Annotated in this window: 13 protein-coding genes; 6 read left to right on the top strand and 7 right to left on the bottom strand. The window is 75.1% G+C overall.

Annotation, left to right across the window (positions count from 1 at the left end; all coding sequences use genetic code 11):
• Nucleotides 1–140: 140 nt before the first annotated feature.
• From SLAV_RS09225 to SLAV_RS09205, 5 genes are all read left to right on the top strand, one after another.
• Nucleotides 141–1541: an FAD-dependent oxidoreductase gene (locus SLAV_RS09225; RefSeq protein ID WP_063760330.1), complete on the top strand. Its 1401-nt coding sequence runs from the start codon at nt 141–143 to the stop codon at nt 1539–1541.
• A 138-nt stretch (nt 1542–1679) separates the two neighbouring features.
• Nucleotides 1680–2513, top strand: a complete 834-nt coding sequence (locus SLAV_RS09220) for a CPBP family intramembrane glutamic endopeptidase (protein WP_051841179.1) — start codon at nt 1680–1682, stop codon at nt 2511–2513.
• Entirely contained in the window at nt 2510–3796 is a 1287-nt protein-coding gene (locus SLAV_RS09215; protein ID WP_030234565.1) for a sensor histidine kinase, read from the top strand. The genes SLAV_RS09220 and SLAV_RS09215 overlap by 4 nt, the downstream gene beginning before the upstream one ends.
• Nucleotides 3760–4404, top strand: coding sequence for a response regulator transcription factor (locus SLAV_RS09210; protein ID WP_030234568.1), 645 nt, complete (start codon nt 3760–3762; stop codon nt 4402–4404). Before SLAV_RS09215 ends, SLAV_RS09210 begins: the two co-directional genes overlap by 37 nt.
• Before the next feature lie 46 nt (nt 4405–4450).
• Nucleotides 4451–4834: a VOC family protein gene (locus SLAV_RS09205; protein ID WP_030234570.1), complete on the top strand. Its 384-nt coding sequence runs from the start codon at nt 4451–4453 to the stop codon at nt 4832–4834.
• On the opposite strand, the gene SLAV_RS09200 is transcribed toward SLAV_RS09205, so the two are convergent.
• Nucleotides 4835–5773, bottom strand: coding sequence for a trypsin-like serine peptidase (locus SLAV_RS09200; protein ID WP_051841180.1), 939 nt, complete (start codon nt 5771–5773; stop codon nt 4835–4837).
• A 196-nt stretch (nt 5774–5969) separates the two neighbouring features.
• On the opposite strand from SLAV_RS09200, the gene SLAV_RS09195 reads away from it, so the two are divergent.
• Entirely contained in the window at nt 5970–7034 is a 1065-nt protein-coding gene (locus SLAV_RS09195) for a phosphatidylinositol-specific phospholipase C domain-containing protein (protein ID WP_030234575.1), read from the top strand.
• A gap of 64 nt (nt 7035–7098) precedes the next feature.
• On the opposite strand, the gene SLAV_RS09190 is transcribed toward SLAV_RS09195, so the two are convergent.
• From SLAV_RS09190 to SLAV_RS09165, 6 genes are all read right to left on the bottom strand, one after another.
• A complete protein-coding gene (locus SLAV_RS09190; protein ID WP_030234577.1) occupies nt 7099–9399 on the bottom strand; it encodes an immune inhibitor A domain-containing protein in 2301 nt (766 codons plus the stop codon).
• 73 nt (nt 9400–9472) lie between these two features.
• On the bottom strand, nt 9473–10165 hold the full coding sequence (locus SLAV_RS09185; protein WP_234333736.1) for a 4'-phosphopantetheinyl transferase family protein: 693 nt from the start codon (nt 10163–10165) through the stop codon (nt 9473–9475).
• Between the two features lie 74 nt (nt 10166–10239).
• Complete coding sequence (locus tag SLAV_RS09180; protein WP_078950482.1) at nt 10240–11499, bottom strand: MFS transporter; 1260 nt, start codon at nt 11497–11499, stop codon at nt 10240–10242.
• A gap of 32 nt (nt 11500–11531) precedes the next feature.
• Nucleotides 11532–11924, bottom strand: a complete 393-nt coding sequence (locus SLAV_RS09175; protein ID WP_037687843.1) for a hypothetical protein — start codon at nt 11922–11924, stop codon at nt 11532–11534.
• Nucleotides 11921–13186 carry a glutamate synthase-related protein gene (locus SLAV_RS09170; protein WP_030234584.1) on the bottom strand — a complete coding sequence of 422 codons (1266 nt, stop codon included), beginning with the start codon at nt 13184–13186 and terminating at the stop codon, nt 11921–11923. The genes SLAV_RS09175 and SLAV_RS09170 overlap by 4 nt, the downstream gene beginning before the upstream one ends.
• The gene (locus SLAV_RS09165; RefSeq protein ID WP_030234585.1) at nt 13183–14166 is read right to left on the bottom strand and encodes an asparagine synthetase A; all 984 of its coding nucleotides are present in this window, start codon (nt 14164–14166) and stop codon (nt 13183–13185) included. Before SLAV_RS09165 ends, SLAV_RS09170 begins: the two co-directional genes overlap by 4 nt.
• Nucleotides 14167–14209: the final 43 nt, after the last annotated feature.

Here is a 14209-nt window from a genome sequence, read left to right as displayed (position 1 = left end):
AGTCGCGGGGAGCGGGCCAACCGGCTTGCCCCGGGCCGGGATCCGTTCACGTGGGCGTGCCTCCGTCCGCCCCCGTCGTGCCTCCGTCCGCCCCGGACGGGGGCTCACCCCGAGGGTTGCGGCCGCCGGACACTCGCACCATGGACGACACTCCGGACAACCACTCAGAAGGCCGCGACCACGCGGTGGTGCTCGGCGCGGGCCTGGCCGGCCTGCTGACGGCGCGGGTGCTCGCGGAGCGGTTCGCGCGGGTCACCGTCGTGGAGCGGGACGAACTGAGCTCGGACGGGCCGCAGTTCCGGCCCGGAGTCCCGCAGTCGAGTCATGCCCACGTGCTGTGGGAGCGGGGCCTGGAGGCGATGGAGCGGCTGCTGCCCGGGATCACCGGGGAGCTGACGGAGGGCGGGGCCGCCCTGCTGGACTCGCCCCGCGACTTCCTCTGGCTGAGCCCCGCCGACTGGTTCGGGCCGCTCCCGGGCACCCGGGTGCTGCTCGCCAGCCGGGAGCTGACCGAATGGACGCTGCGCCGGGCCGTGCTGCGCGACCGGCGGATCCGGGTGCGTACGGGCGTCGCGGCCAACGGACTCATGGCCGGGGCCGACGGCCGCTCCGTCGCCGGGGTGACCCTGCGCGGGGACGGCCCCGTGCACGCCGGGCTCGTCGTCGACGCCACCGGCCGCACCTCCAAGACCCCGGCCTGGCTGGCCGCCCTGGGCCTGCCCGCCCCAGCCGTCACCCGCTACGACTCCCACCTCGGCTACTCCAGCCGTACGTACCGGATCCCGCCGGACCCGGCGCGCCGCTGGCAGGGGATGTACGTGCAGGGCCGCCCGGACAGCCCGCGCGGCGGCGTCCTCATCCCGGTCGACGGCGACCGGTGGCTGGTCACCCTCATCGGCAACGGCGAACACGCCCCGCCCACCAGGGATCCCGGCTTCCTGGAGTTCGCCCGCGGCCTGCGCAGCCCGGCCCTGTACGACGCCGTCCGCGACGCGGAGCCGCTGTCCGAGCCCGTCGGTTTCCGCGGCACCGCCAACGAATGGCGGCACTACGAACGCCTGGAGCGGCTGCCCGACGGCCTCCTGGTGGCCGGGGACGCCGGCTGCCGCTTCAACCCCGTGTACGGGCACGGGATGACCGTCGCGGCCCTGGGGGCGGAGGCCCTGCGCGAGGCCCTCGCCGGTCTCCCGGCGGACCGGATCCCGGCCGTGTCCCGCGAACTCCAGCGGCGCACCGCCACGGCGGCCTCCGTCGCCTGGCAGATCGCCACCAGCGAGGACCTGCGCTACCCCGGCACCGAGGGGCCGCCCCCGGACCGTGCCACCCGGATCCTCCAGCACTACATGTCCCGGGTGATGGTCGGCGCCAACACCGATGCGGCGCTCTCGGCCCCCTTCTTCGGCGTCCTCTCCCTGACCGAACCTCCCACCACCCTGCTCAGCCCGGGGACGGTGCTCCGCGTCCTGTCCAAGTGGCGCCTGCCCACCGCCCCCCACGCCCCGGCCTACCCGCCCCACCACCCGGAACCCGGCCGCACCTAGCGCCGCGCCGCCCCGGGTGGGGGTGGACCCAGGTGCACCCCCACCGGGGAGCAGGGTGCAGTGTCCGGGGTCGACGTGCCCGGCATCGTCGTCCGTGTAGGCGATCGGGATACGGACGGACGGACGGACGGGACGGGCATGGCGACGGTGGACGGCGTGGGGCGGGCGGGGCGTGGGGGGCCGTGGGGTGCGGCGGGGGTGTTCACCGCGGTGGCCTTCGTGGCGGCCGGGGTGCTGGGGGCGGTGCAGCCGGCCACCGGGGTGCCCACCGAGGTGGTGCAGCTGACCCAGTTCGGGCCGGCCGTCGGGGTGGGCGCGGTCGCCCTGTACCGGTGGGGGCGGACCCGCGGACTGCTGCGGGGCGGACACGGCGATAGGGGTGTCGGGCGCGCGACCGGGCTGCTCGGGTCGGCGGCCCTGATCGTCGCGCTCACCGTGCTCGCGTACGGGACGCTCCGCGGGGTCGTCGGCTTCACGCCCCCGGGGGCCCTGCACCACTCTTTCGTCCTGATCGCGGCGGCCCAGCTGGTGGGGGCGTGCGGGGAGGAGATCGGCTGGCGCTGCTTCCTCCAGCCGCTGCTGCGGACCCGGTGGGGGACCCTCGCCTCGTCGGTGACGGTGGGCGTGGTGTGGGGTGCCTGGCACGTACCGGTCTTCGCGCAGGCCCCCGCCTACGCCGCGGGCTTCCTCCTCGCCACCGTGGCCATGTCGGTCGTCCTGGGCGTGGCCCTCGACGGCACGGGCGGTCCGTACCGGCTGCTGCTGGCGGGCGGCTTCCACACGCTCGTCAACCTCGGACTGCTCCTCTTCCTGGACGAGGAGTCGGGGGCGGTCACGCCGATGCTCTGCTTCGGGTTCGCCTGCCTGGTGGTGGCCCTGGCGTGGGCGGGGCGGCGTGCCCCGGCGGCGTCGCGGGCACCGGCGCCCGCGTCGGAGGCCGGCCCCGCGCCGACTACCCTGCACGGGACATGAGTGCGATCGCCGCCCGCTCCCGCGCGGGGACCCTCCGCGCCCTGACCGCCGTCGGCCGCTGCCAGCTGGCCGGACTGCTGGGCCTGCTGGTGGCCTGCGTCGGGCCGGCCGTCGTGGCCGCGCTGCTGTTGCTGCCCGTCGGACTCGGCCACCGGCTGCTGCCGCCCGCCGCGGCCGCGCTGCGCCGGTGCGCCGACCGGGCCCGGGAGCGGGCCGCGCGCTGGTCGGGGGTCCGGGGCGCCCCGCCCGACCCCCTCCCGCGGACGGCGGGGGCCCGCGCGGTCCTGGCCGACGCCGGGTTCTGGCGGGACCTGGGCTGGGCGTGGCTGGAGCCCCTGGTGGGCGGCCTGCTGGTCGCCGTACCCCCGTCGCTCGTCGTGTACGGGGCGTTCGGGGTGCTGGTCCAGCCGTTCGTGTGGCGGCTGCTGGACGACGGCAACTGGTACGCGTTCGTCCCCGTGCACACCACCGCCACCATGGTCGCGGCGCTGCTCCTGGGCCTCGGGTTCACGGCGGCGGGTCTGCTTCTCGCGCCCTCCGTACTGCGCCTGCACGCCCGCTGGGGCCGCCTGCTCCTCGCCGCGCCGCGCACCGCCGAACTCGTGCGCCGCATCGAGCAGCTGACGGACACCCGGGCCGTGGCGCTCGACGCCCGGGCGGACGAACTGCGCCGCATCGAGCGGGACCTGCACGACGGGGCCCAGGCCCGGCTCGTCGCCCTCGGGATGCGCCTGGACGGCGCGACGCGCCTGCTGGACGATCCGCACGCCGCCCGCGCCGCGCTGCTGGAGGCGCGCGAACTGTCCGCACGGGCCCTTGAGGACCTGCGCGACCTGGTCCGGGGCATCCAGCCGCCGATCCTGACCGACCGGGGTCTGGGCGACGCCGTGCGCTCCCTGGCCCTGGACAGCTTCCTCGACGTGCACGTCGAGGTCCGCCTCGCCGGACGGCTGCCGGCCGCGGTCGAATCGGCCGCCTACTTCGCGGTCAACGAGCTGCTGGCCAACGCGGCGAAGCACTCCGGCGGGGACCGCGTCGACATAGTCCTCGCCCACGGCGACGGGAGTGGAGAGGAAAGCGGCGGCGGGCGGCTGAGCGTCAGCGTCACCGACGACGGGCGCGGGGGCGCGGATCCCGCCCGGGGGACCGGACTGCTCGGCGTCCGCGCCCGATTGGCTACCTTCGACGGGAGCCTCGCCCTGCACAGCCCGCCGGGCGGACCGACCACAGTGACCCTGGAGATCCCGTGCGCGTCGTCCTTGCCGAAGACCTCTTCCTCCTGAGGGACGGCCTGGTCCGCACGCTCCGGGAGCACGGCTTCGACGTCGTCTCCGCGGTGGACAACGGCCCCTCCCTGCTGCGCGCCCTGCTGGAGGAGAAGCCGGACGTCGCGGTCGTCGACGTACGCCTGCCGCCGACCTTCACCGACGAGGGCCTCCAGGCCGCCCTCGAAGCCCGCCGCCACCATCGCGGGCTGCCCGTCCTCGTCCTGTCCCAGTACGTCGACCAGCTGTACGCCAACGAGCTGCTGGCGAGCGACGACGGGGGCGTGGGCTACCTGCTCAAGGACCGGGTCACCGACACCGGCCAGTTCGTCGACGCCGTACGCCGCGTCGCCGCGGGCGGCACCGTCCTGGACCCGCAGGTGATCGGCCGGCTGCTGTCGCGCGGCGACGCCCGGGGCACCATCTCCGCCCTCACCCCGCGGGAGCGGGACGTCCTGGAACTGATGGCGCAGGGCCGCTCGAACGCCGCCGTCGCGGCCGCGCTCCACTTCAGCGAGAGCGCCGTCGCCAAGCACACCGCGAGCATCTTCGCCAAACTCGGCATCGCCCCGTCCACCGAGGACAACCGCCGGGTCCTGGCCGTCCTCGCCTACCTGCGCCGGTAGCCGGGACGGGTGGCGTCCGGCGCGGGAATCGGCAAGGCTGGCGCGCATGGTTTCGGTAGTGCAGAACGTGGCGATCGACTGTGCGGATGCTTATGAACTGGCCCGGTTCTGGAGCGGTGTGACCGGCGGTCCGCTGGACCCGGGGGACGGGCCCGGCTCCCGGGAGGTCCAGGTGACGCCCGCGCAGGGCCCGGTGCTGTACTTCAACCAGGTGCCCGAGCCCAAGACGGTCAAGAACCGGCTCCACCTGTGCCTGCGCCCCGAGACCTCCCGCGACGGGGAGGTGGACCGGCTGCTGGGCCTCGGTGCCGCCTTCGTCGCCGACCACCGCCGTCCCGACGGTACGGGCTGGGCGGTCCTCGCCGACCCCGAGGGCAACGAGTTCTGCGTCCTGCGCGGCGAGTGGGACCGGGCCCCCGCGGACTCCTGACTACAGGGCCTCGGCGACCGCACGCTCGTACAGGGCGCGGACGTCGTCGCCGAAGTAGGTGCTGTACGAGGTCTCCTCGTCCCCGCCCCCGTCCCGCCCGCCGATCACCCCGATCAGGGTGTGCCCGCCGGTCAGCACCGGGCCGCCGCTGGTGCCGTTCGGCACGTCCGCGCAGTCCAGCCGCAGCTGCGTGGGGCCGTCGGCCACGGCGGTGTTGGAGCAGGCCAACGGCTGCTCGGTGTCGTTGGGGTAGCCCACCAGGCGGGCCGGCGCGGGCAGCGGGGGCCGGAAGCGGATGGTCTGCGCCCCCGTGACGTCCTCCAGCCGCTGCCCCGGACGGCCCGGCCGCCGTACGCGCAGGAACGCCACGTCGTGGTCGGGGTCGGAGGACTCGGCCCAGCGGGGGTCGACGTAGACGCGGGTGGGCACCCACACGCCGTAGGGGGCCGTACCGTCCTCGTAGCCGGGGACGAAGGCGAGGTTGGTGCGGAAGCCGCCCGCGTACACGCAGTGCGCGGCGGTCGCGATGAGGTCCCCGCCGGGGGAGTGGACCACGCTGGCCGAGCAGTGGTGGTCGGAGTCCCAGTCCGGGCCGGGTGAGAACAGGGCCCCGATCGCGGGCTCGGCGGGCGCGGTGCGGGCCTCCAGCGGGTCCGAGCGCCGCCAGGGGGGCGTCGCCGGTGCGGCCTGCGCGAGGACGCGGGCGCTCTCCCCGGCTCCGGCCGGTTCGGTGAGCCGCTCCAGCGCGGACGCGGCGGCCTCATCGGCCAGCGCCTCGTCCTGGACGTAACGGCCGCGTGCCGTGTCGCCCTGGGCCACGGGGCCCAGCAGGGTGCGCAGCTCGGCGCGGTAGGACAGGCCCACGGCGACGAGGGCGCAGCAGACGCCCGCCAGGACGCAGATCCGTACCGTCCTGCGGCTCACCGTGCTGCCGGTCATGTGGTGCTCCCGCCGTCGAGGGTGTTCCGTCGCTCCGTTCGACCGGCGCAAAGGCGACAAGAGTTCCCGAACCGGTACGTGTTGGTCCTCACAGCGTGCCGACCGCCATCTGCCGTCCTTCCGTCCGTCACCCAACTCCCCTACGCTCCAGCCGACTTGAACCGAACAGTCGGACGGGCGGACGGGAGCCGAAAACATGAGCATACGGAAGCGGACCACAGGCGCGGTGGTGGCCTCCCTGGTGGCCCTGGGGCTCGCCCTGGGCACGGCCCCGGCCGGGGCGGCCGGCGCGGCCGCGGCGCCGCGCGAGGCGGCCACGGCGGACCTGCCCTACTCGGGCTCGACGGGCGTCGGGGTCCACAACGCCTACGAGAAGACGAAGTACCCCTACTTCGCCGACGCCCTGGACTCCGGCGCGGCGATGCTGGAGCTCGACGTGTGGACCAACTTCTTCGGCAGCTCCTGGCGCGTCTCCCACGACAACCCCTTCGGCAACGACAGCAACTGCGAGAACGCCACCAGCCCGGCGCAGCTGCGCACCAAGTCCCGCAACCAGAACCTCGCCGGCTGCCTCTCCGACATCCGCAGCTGGCACGACGCCCACCCCGGCCACCGCCCGGTCGTCCTGAAACTGGAGCTCAAGGACGGCTTCGCCGCCAACCTGGGCCGCGGCCCCGCCGAGCTCGACGCCCTGCTCTCCGCCAAGCTCGGCGACGCCCTCTACCGCCCGGGGCAGCTCGCCGCCGGCCACCCCGACCTGGACTCGGCCGCCCGCGCCGGGGCCTGGCCCGCACGCTCCGCGATGGCCGGCAAGTTCCTCGTCGAACTGATCCCCGGCACCGTCGAGGAGGGCAACAGCGCCGACAAGCTCTGGACGGACCGGGAGTACGCCGAGTACCTGCGCTCCCTGGCCGCGGCGGGCCACCTCTCCCAGGCCGCGGCCTTCCCGGCGGTCCACCGCGCCGAGGCGGGCGACCCCCGCAACCGCTACGCGGACGCCACGCTGCGCCCCTGGTTCGTGGTCTTCGACGGGGACGCGAACGCCTACGCGTCCATCGACACCTCCTGGTACGACAGCAACCACTACCTGCTGATCGCCACCGACGCCCAGAACGTGGCCCCGGCCATCGACGGCGTCCACCCCACCGAGGCCGAGGCCCGCGCCCGCGTCGCCCTGATGGCGTCCCGCCACGCGTCGATCACCTCGGCGGACTGGTACCCCCTGCCCCAGGTCCTGTCCACGGTCCTCCCGCGCGGCTGACCGCCCGAGGCCGTGGGGCGGCCGGGCGCCCCGTCGCAGCGGACGGGGCGCCCGGCGCCCGGGCTCAGGGGGCCGACGGGGTCAGCTGGATCGTGGCCCGGTCGGCGGTCTCCTTCAGGATCTGGAGGTGGGTGCCGGTGTCGGGGACCTTGACGCCGAGCTGGGGGAGGTCCGCGTTCCAGTACGTGCCGTGGCGGTCGTCGAAGTCCGGGACGCCCGCGCGGGAGGGGATCACCAGCGGGACGCCCGCCCGGTGGAGGGTGACGCGGTCCGTGGGGCGGGTGGAGAACGGCGCGTCGAAGGTCTGGGCGCGGGCGTTCAGGAGGGAGCCGTCCGCGAACCTCAGCGCCTGCGGCCGGGAGTCCACCGGGAGGAGGAGCCCCGCGCCGGGGTGGGCCTTGGTGGTGTTGTCGCTGTAGGCGGTGTCCCAGAGCCAGACCAGGACGCCCTGCTGGTACGGGTAGAACTCCACCTTGTCGCCGGTGAAGCCGAAGTTGTACGGGCCCGTCTTCAGCAGGCTGCCGTAGCCCGTGTACCGGCGGTTCTCGACGAAGTAGGCGCGCGGATGCTGCTCGCTGCCCGTACGGCCCTCCGTGCGCGACCACTTGAGGGCGGTCCAGCCGTTCGCGCCCTGCTCCGCGCCGTCGCGCAGCAGCTCCCGGCCGCCGTCGGCGGTGATCCTGAGGTCGTCGAAGGCCGCGCCGCGGCCGTGCGTGTTCCCGTCCGAGGTGACGCGCAGGCGCAGCTGCACCGAGGTGCCCGCGAACCGGTCCAGGGGGACGGTGAGTTCGGCCCAGCCGGCCGAGGTGCCGGAGAGGCCCTTGGCGGGTACGGGCGCGCCGTTCACGCTGCCGGGCAGGGCGGTGAAGGTCCGTCCGCCGTCCGTGGAGGCCTCGACCGTCACGAAGTCGAAGTCCTGCTCGGTGTCGTACCAGACCCGGGAGGAGAAGACGGCCGGCCCGGCGGGGAGGTCGACGGTCCGGGTGAGGGTGTTGTCCATGAAGTCGCCGGTGCCGCTCCACCACTGGCTCGCGCCCTCGTAGGGATCGGCCAGCTCCGTACGGGTCACCGACGGCGGGAGGTGCACCAGCAGGGCCTGCGGATCGGCGGTGTTGTAGCCCGATACGCCCAGCACCGCCCGGGTGCGGCGCCCCGCGTCGGCCTCCGTGTACTCCAGCCAGCCCAGCTGCAGCTTGCTCCACGGATCGAGGTCGCCGGGGAACTGCCCCGTGGTGTTGGGGCCCTTGCCGAGGTAGGACGCCGAGGACATCAGCGACCAGAAGTTGACGGAGTTGTCCCCGTCCGAGCTGTACAGGTCCGGCAGCCCGAGATCGTGGCCGAACTCGTGGGAGAACAGGCCGGCACCGCTGTTCTCGCCGCCGGTCAGGTAGTCCCCGGCCCAGATCCCGGTGTCCCCCACCGGGGTGCCGCCCGCCTTGTTGCCCTCCGGGCCCGCGGTGCCCGCCTGGTTCCAGTACGCGAACCAGCGGTGCGCCCAGACGGCGTCCTTGCCCTGGGCCCCGCCGCCCCAGGTCTGGTCCTTGCCCGCGTGCACCACGACCAAGTGGTCGAGGTAGCCGTCGGGCTCGTCGAAGTTGCCGTCGTGGTCGGCGTCGTAGCGGTCCCACACGTCGTACTCGGCGAGCTGCGCCCTGATCTGTTCGGGCGTACGGCCCTTGGCGCGCTCGGCGTCGTACCAGGCGGCCGTGGCGTCGCGGATCATGTCCCAGTTGGTGCGGCACTGGCCGGACTCGGTGCAGTTGTCGGTGCCGTAACGGGCCTCGTTGTAGGGGAGCTTGACCCAGTCGGTGACCGTGCCGTCCATGTCGTAGCGGCCGGAGGACTGGATCCGGTAGTAGGCCCGCATGCTGGCCGAGCCGGGGTCGGTGGAGAAGAACTGCCGCTGGTAGGAGGCCCGGTCGAAGTCCCTGTGCCACAGGGTGTGGTTGTCGTCCGCGGCGGGCTTGCCGATGGTGTTGTGCAGGGGCCCGGGGGTGCCGCCGAAGCGCGGGTCCGTCCGGTCGCCGAACTCGGCCAGGATGACGAAGACCTTGTCCTTGCGCTCCTGGGCGAGCTCCACGTACTGCTTGCCGACCTTGGCGGTACGGGGGAGGGTGCCGTCGGCCTCGGCGCGCAGGCCGGCCGCCGCGCCGCCCGCCGCGACCTCCTCCAGGGCCTGGCGGCGCAGGGCCTGGCGCTGGAGTTCGAGGGGCGCGGGCGGCGGTGCGACGGCTTCCCGGTCCCGGGTGTCGCCCGCGGCCGTCGGCGGCGGGGCGGCGGGTGGCGCGGCGGCCGCCGCGGGGGAGGAGAGGAGGGCGAGGGCGGCGAGGGATATCGCCGCGCCCGTCGCGAGGAGTCTGCGCAACGGAGGTGACCTTTCGGGGAGTTCGGTCCGTGACTCGAAGCGCAGGTAATATTTCACATGTGACAGTTGACCGCTAGGCATCGGGCGGGAGCCGCAGGGCCAGTGCCGCGCAGTGCCCCTCCGGGACCGTCACGTCCGCCAGCGACCACCCCGGCATCCGGGCCGGGACCGGGCCGGTGCCCACGTAGTCGGCCGCCGGATCTTCCGAGAGCCCCACCCCCAGCCCCTTGAGGTAGGCCTCCTTGCGCGTCCACACCCGGGTGAAGGCCAACGGCCGTGCGGGGGCGGGCAGCAGGGCCAGCTCCGCGGCCTCCCGCGGGTGCAGCACGTCGGCCGTGTCCGCGATCACCTCCGGCCGCACCAGCTCCTCCACGTCCACCCCCACCGGGGCGTCCGCGAAGGCCAGCAGGCTGATCCCGGTGCAGTGCGACAGCGAGAAGTGCAGGGCCCCGCCCGGCAGTACGGGGCGCCCGTGCGGTTCGTCGCAGTGGGCGCAGGGCGCCCGCTCCACGGTCACCTCGCGCGGGGCCAGCCCCAGGTACGCGCCGAGCAGCCGGCGCAATGCGACGTGCGCGCAGACGTAGCTGTCCCGGTCGGCGGCGAGGGCGAACTCGGCGGCCCGCGCCAGCTCCTGGGCGTCCAGGGTGCCCGGCGCGTGCCGGGCCGCGTGGTCCCGGTAGGCGGTGGTGTCCACCAGCCACAGCTGCGGGGCCGCCGCCACCAGGACCGCCCGCGCCGGACCGGGGTCCGTCAGTACGCGCGGCACGCTCGGCAGGGCAGGCGGGGTCGAGAGGGCCGTCCCCGCCGGGCGGCCCGTCCCCGCCGCCCGCGCCGGCGCGTTCACGCCGCGGCCGCGACGGGCAGCTCCGTCACGGCCGGCTCCTCGGTCCGCGCCGGGTGGCGCAGGGCCAGTACCGCTGCGACCGGGGAGACGAAGGCGATCGCCCCGCACACCAGCCAGGTCGTCTGCACGCCGAGGACCAGCGACAGGGAGCTGAACACGGCGATCGAGACCGGCGCCGTCCCGATCCCGGAGAGCGAGAGGGTGGACATCGCGGCGCCCATCCGGTCCTCCGGCGCGGACTGCTGGTACAGGGTCACGATGGCGGGCCCGTTGAGCCCGGACAGCAGCCCGACCGCGGCCGCGACGGCGGTGAGCGACACCACCGAGGGCATCAGCGCCATCACCAGGATCCCGGCGGCCAGCCCGGCCCCGGTCACGACCAGCCGGACGAACATCGGGATGCGGTGCGCGAGCGCCGCGCCGACGGCGCTGGAACCGAGTGCCCCCACGCTGAACGCCGCCAGGACGACGCCCACCGCGCTCACGCCCCAGCCCCGCTCGGAGACCAGCAGTGGCAGGGCCACCTCGGCGGGCCAGCTGAAGGCCATGTCCAGGCAGAGGGCGGCCACGAACATCCAGCGCAGCCGCGGGTGGCGGGCCAGCAGCCGGAACCCGTCACCGGAGCGCTTGACGAGCGACACCCCGGGCTCGGGCTGCGGGCGGACGAAACCGTGGGTCACGTGCAGCAGGCAGCCGAACCAGATCGCCCCGGTGACCGCGCCGATCAGCAGGGCCACCCACAGTTCCCCGACGGTGATCAGGAAGGCCCCGGCCGGGGCGCCGAGGATGGGGGCCACGCGCAGCACCATGGCGTAGAGGGAGTTGGCGCGGGCCAGCTGCTCCCCCCGGGCGAACAGGGGCAGCAGGACGCCCGAGGCCGGACCGGCCAGCCCCAGCAGCACCCCCTCGACGAGCGCGATCACCACCAGCGGCCACAACTGCTGTGCGGTGGCGGTGAGTACGGCTCCGACGGCCAGCAGCGCGACCCGCGCGGCCGTGGTGCGCAGCAGGACGAAGCGCGGGCCGAGGGTGTCGGCCACCGCCCCGCCGAAGATCAGCATCAGGGCCCGCGGCACGGTCGCGGCGAGCATCAGCACGGTCACGGCACGGGTGCCGCCGAGCTGGACGGCCGTCCAGTTCATGGCGATGAGCAGGGCGAAGCTGCCGAGCTGGACGGCGGCCTGGCCGCCGACGAGGGAGCCGACGCGGCCCCACTGCACGCGTTCGGGGGCGGTTGCTTCTACGGGGGATTCCATGGTGCACCTTGTCTGGGAGGGGTGGTGGACGGTCAGGGTCGGGGCCGGGCCGTCAGTGCGACGGCGACGGCCCGGCGGGCGGCGCGGGTGAGCCGCGGGGCTCCGGGCGCCGGCCCGTACGTACGCAGTTCCAGGCGGCCGCCGAGGTGGCCGAGCCCGGCCTCGGCGAGGGCCCGGGAGGCGGCGGCGCACGCGGCGGCGCGGGCCGCCCGCGCGGCCGAGGCCGTGGCGCCGGCGCGGGCGCGGGCCGGACGCGCGGCGGGGCCGGGGGAGCGGCCGGTGGCGGGACCGAGGCCGGTGGCGGGGGAGGGGGAGGGGGCCAGGGTGACCCCGGGCACCTCCCCGAACCGGAACCGGGCCTTTACGACCCCGCCCCGGCGGCCGCCCGCGCGGCGCCCGGCGGGCCGCGCCGCCCGGGGGTTCACGACGGCTCCGGGACCGGCAGCGGGGCCGGGCCCGGCGCCGGGGTGCGGGGGGACCAGAGGTCCTCGGGGGAGAGGTCGGCCGGCCGGTACTTGCCGAGCGCGCTGACCAGCAGCCGCACCTCCAGGGCGATCGCCTCCACCAGCCGCACCAGCCCCGATTCGGGGTCCTCGTCGACGGCGAGCAGCGCGGCCCGGCCCAGGCCCACGGCCGTGGCCCCCAGCGCCAGGGCCCGTACGGCGCGCCCGCCCTCCCACATCCGGCCCGAGGCGAGCAGGTCGCCGGCCGGGCTGCCGACGCGGCGCAGGCACTCGCCGAGCGGCAGCCCGGCCGCCTCCAGGAACACCCGGGGCGCCCAGCCGGTGCCGCCCTCCGCGCCGTCGACGGTGACGGCGTCCGCGCCCGCCGCCCAGGCGGTGGCGGCCGCGCGGGCGATGTCACGACCCGGGTGGAACTTCACCCAGGTGCGGGCCAGCGGGAAGTTGTTCCGCATGAAGCGCAGCTGCTGGCGCACGATCTCCTCGGTGAAGGTCCCCGGGGTGGCGCACCGCAGGAGCCGCCCGTCGGGGTCGCCCAGCAGGTCCCGTACCGCGAACCGGCCGCCGAGACGCTCGGCTTCCGCGGCGCCGACCACCGTCATCCCGCCGAGGCCGGGCTTCGCGCCCTGGCCCGCCTTCAGTTCGAAGCCGAGGCGCCCCGAGTCGCGCAGCGGGCGGCTGCCCGGGTCGCTGTAGAGGAGGTTCCACACCTCGGAGTCGGCGTCCTCGGTGGACTGCTGCACCACCACCCCGCCCACCCCGTCGGGGAGTTCCCCGGCGTAGGAGGCCACCCGCTCCAGCAACGCCGAGCTGCTGCCGTAGCCGTGCACCGGGACCATGTTCTCGCCGATCACCATCGGGATCCCGAGCCGGGCCGCCTGCCGGGCCGCGGCCACGCCGAGGTCGCCGCTGCCCGCCCGGGTGGACCCGAAGGCCGACAGGTACAGCGGGAGCCGGGAGGTGAACCCGCCGATCCCGGTGCCCAGGTCCACGTCCTCGTACGAGGGCTCCCGGCCCAGGTCGATGAGCCTCTCCAGCCGCCTCGGCATGAACACCGGCGGAACCAGCCGCAGCTCGTCCAGCGCGTCCGGCACTCCCGGCGCCGGGGCCGCCCCGAACAGCGCCGCCCCGTACTCCCCGGCCGGCGGGAACACCTCCGCCGTCCCCGCCCGCGCCCGGGCCCGTACCGCCTCCTCCGGGAACCCGTCCGCCCGCAGCCCGCTCACGGCGCGATCACCCCCGGCAGCTTCGGGTAGGCGCTGACCTGCCACAGCGCGTCCAGGCCGGTCAGGAACCGGACGAGGCGCTGGAGGCCCATGCCGAAGCCGGCGCTGGGCTCGATGCCCTCCCGGGCCAGCTCCAGGTACCAGGCGTACTTGGCCGGGTTCTCGCCGCTCTCCCGCATCCGGGTCACGATCGCCGCGTACCGGCTCTCCCGCTCGCTGCCGCTGACCAGCTCCCCGTAACCGCCGTGCGCGATCAGGTCGAAGTTGCGCAGCACGCCCGGCCGTTCGGGGTCCTCGCGGTCGTAGAAGCCGCGCGATCCCTTCGGGTAGTCGTTGACGAAGAACGGCCGGTCCGCCTCCAGGGAGAGCACCTTCTCGCCCGCCCAGTCGATCTCCGCGTCGGGACTCTGGGGGTGCCCGTGTGCGGCCAGCCGGGCCACGGCCTCCGCGTGGGTCAGCGCGTCGAACTTGCCCTGCCGCAGCTCCGCGAAGTCCAGCTCCTCGCGCCCCAGTTCCCGCAGCAGGTGGGGCACGGCCGTCCACACGTGCTCCACCACGTGGGTCAGCAGTCCGGCCGCGACCTCCTGGGCGTCCTGCCGGGTGCCGCCCGCCAGCTCCACGTCGATCTGGTGGAACTCCACCAGGTGCCGGCCCGTGCCGGCCGTCTCCGGCGGCTCCACCCGGACGTTCGGCGCGATGTAGAAGAGTCTGGGGAAGCCCTTCAGCGAGGCCTGCTTGTAGAGGATCGCGCTCGTCATCAGCTTGTACGGCTGCCCGTAGTAGTCCACGTCGAGTGCCTTCGCGCCGCGCCCGCCGGGATCGGTGACCGGTCCGACCAGCGGCGGCAGCAGCTCCACGAATCCGGCGCCGCGCAGGAACTCCCGCGCCGCGTACAGCACTTCCTGCTGCACGAGCATCGCGGAGCGCAGCCGCGGCGACCGCAGGTGCTCGCCGAGCGGAGGAGGGGTGTTCTGGTCCATGTCGACTCCCGGTCGTCCGGAGGGGATGGGGGTGGGGGTGGGG

Origin of the sequence: Streptomyces lavendulae subsp. lavendulae (genome assembly GCF_002803845.1) — a bacterium.
Taxonomy (GTDB): Bacteria; Actinomycetota; Actinomycetes; order Streptomycetales; family Streptomycetaceae; genus Streptomyces; species Streptomyces lavendulae.
The sequence above is the reverse complement of the archived record's forward strand: the minus strand, read 5'-3'. Positions and strand labels throughout refer to the sequence as shown.

What these genes read in the sequence shown, in the direction of transcription:
- SLAV_RS09225 (WP_063760330.1), top strand. Translation starts at nt 141, where the DNA reads ATGGACGACACTCCGGACAACCACTCAGAAGGCCGCGACCACGCGGTG.
- SLAV_RS09220 (WP_051841179.1), top strand. Translation starts at nt 1,680, where the DNA reads ATGGCGACGGTGGACGGCGTGGGGCGGGCGGGGCGTGGGGGGCCGTGG.
- SLAV_RS09215 (WP_030234565.1), top strand. Translation starts at nt 2,510, where the DNA reads ATGAGTGCGATCGCCGCCCGCTCCCGCGCGGGGACCCTCCGCGCCCTG.
- SLAV_RS09205 (WP_030234570.1), top strand. Translation starts at nt 4,451, where the DNA reads ATGGTTTCGGTAGTGCAGAACGTGGCGATCGACTGTGCGGATGCTTAT.
- SLAV_RS09200 (WP_051841180.1), bottom strand. Translation starts at nt 5,773, where the DNA reads ATGACCGGCAGCACGGTGAGCCGCAGGACGGTACGGATCTGCGTCCTG.
- SLAV_RS09195 (WP_030234575.1), top strand. Translation starts at nt 5,970, where the DNA reads ATGAGCATACGGAAGCGGACCACAGGCGCGGTGGTGGCCTCCCTGGTG.
- SLAV_RS09180 (WP_078950482.1), bottom strand. Translation starts at nt 11,499, where the DNA reads ATGGAATCCCCCGTAGAAGCAACCGCCCCCGAACGCGTGCAGTGGGGC.
- SLAV_RS09165 (WP_030234585.1), bottom strand. Translation starts at nt 14,166, where the DNA reads ATGGACCAGAACACCCCTCCTCCGCTCGGCGAGCACCTGCGGTCGCCG.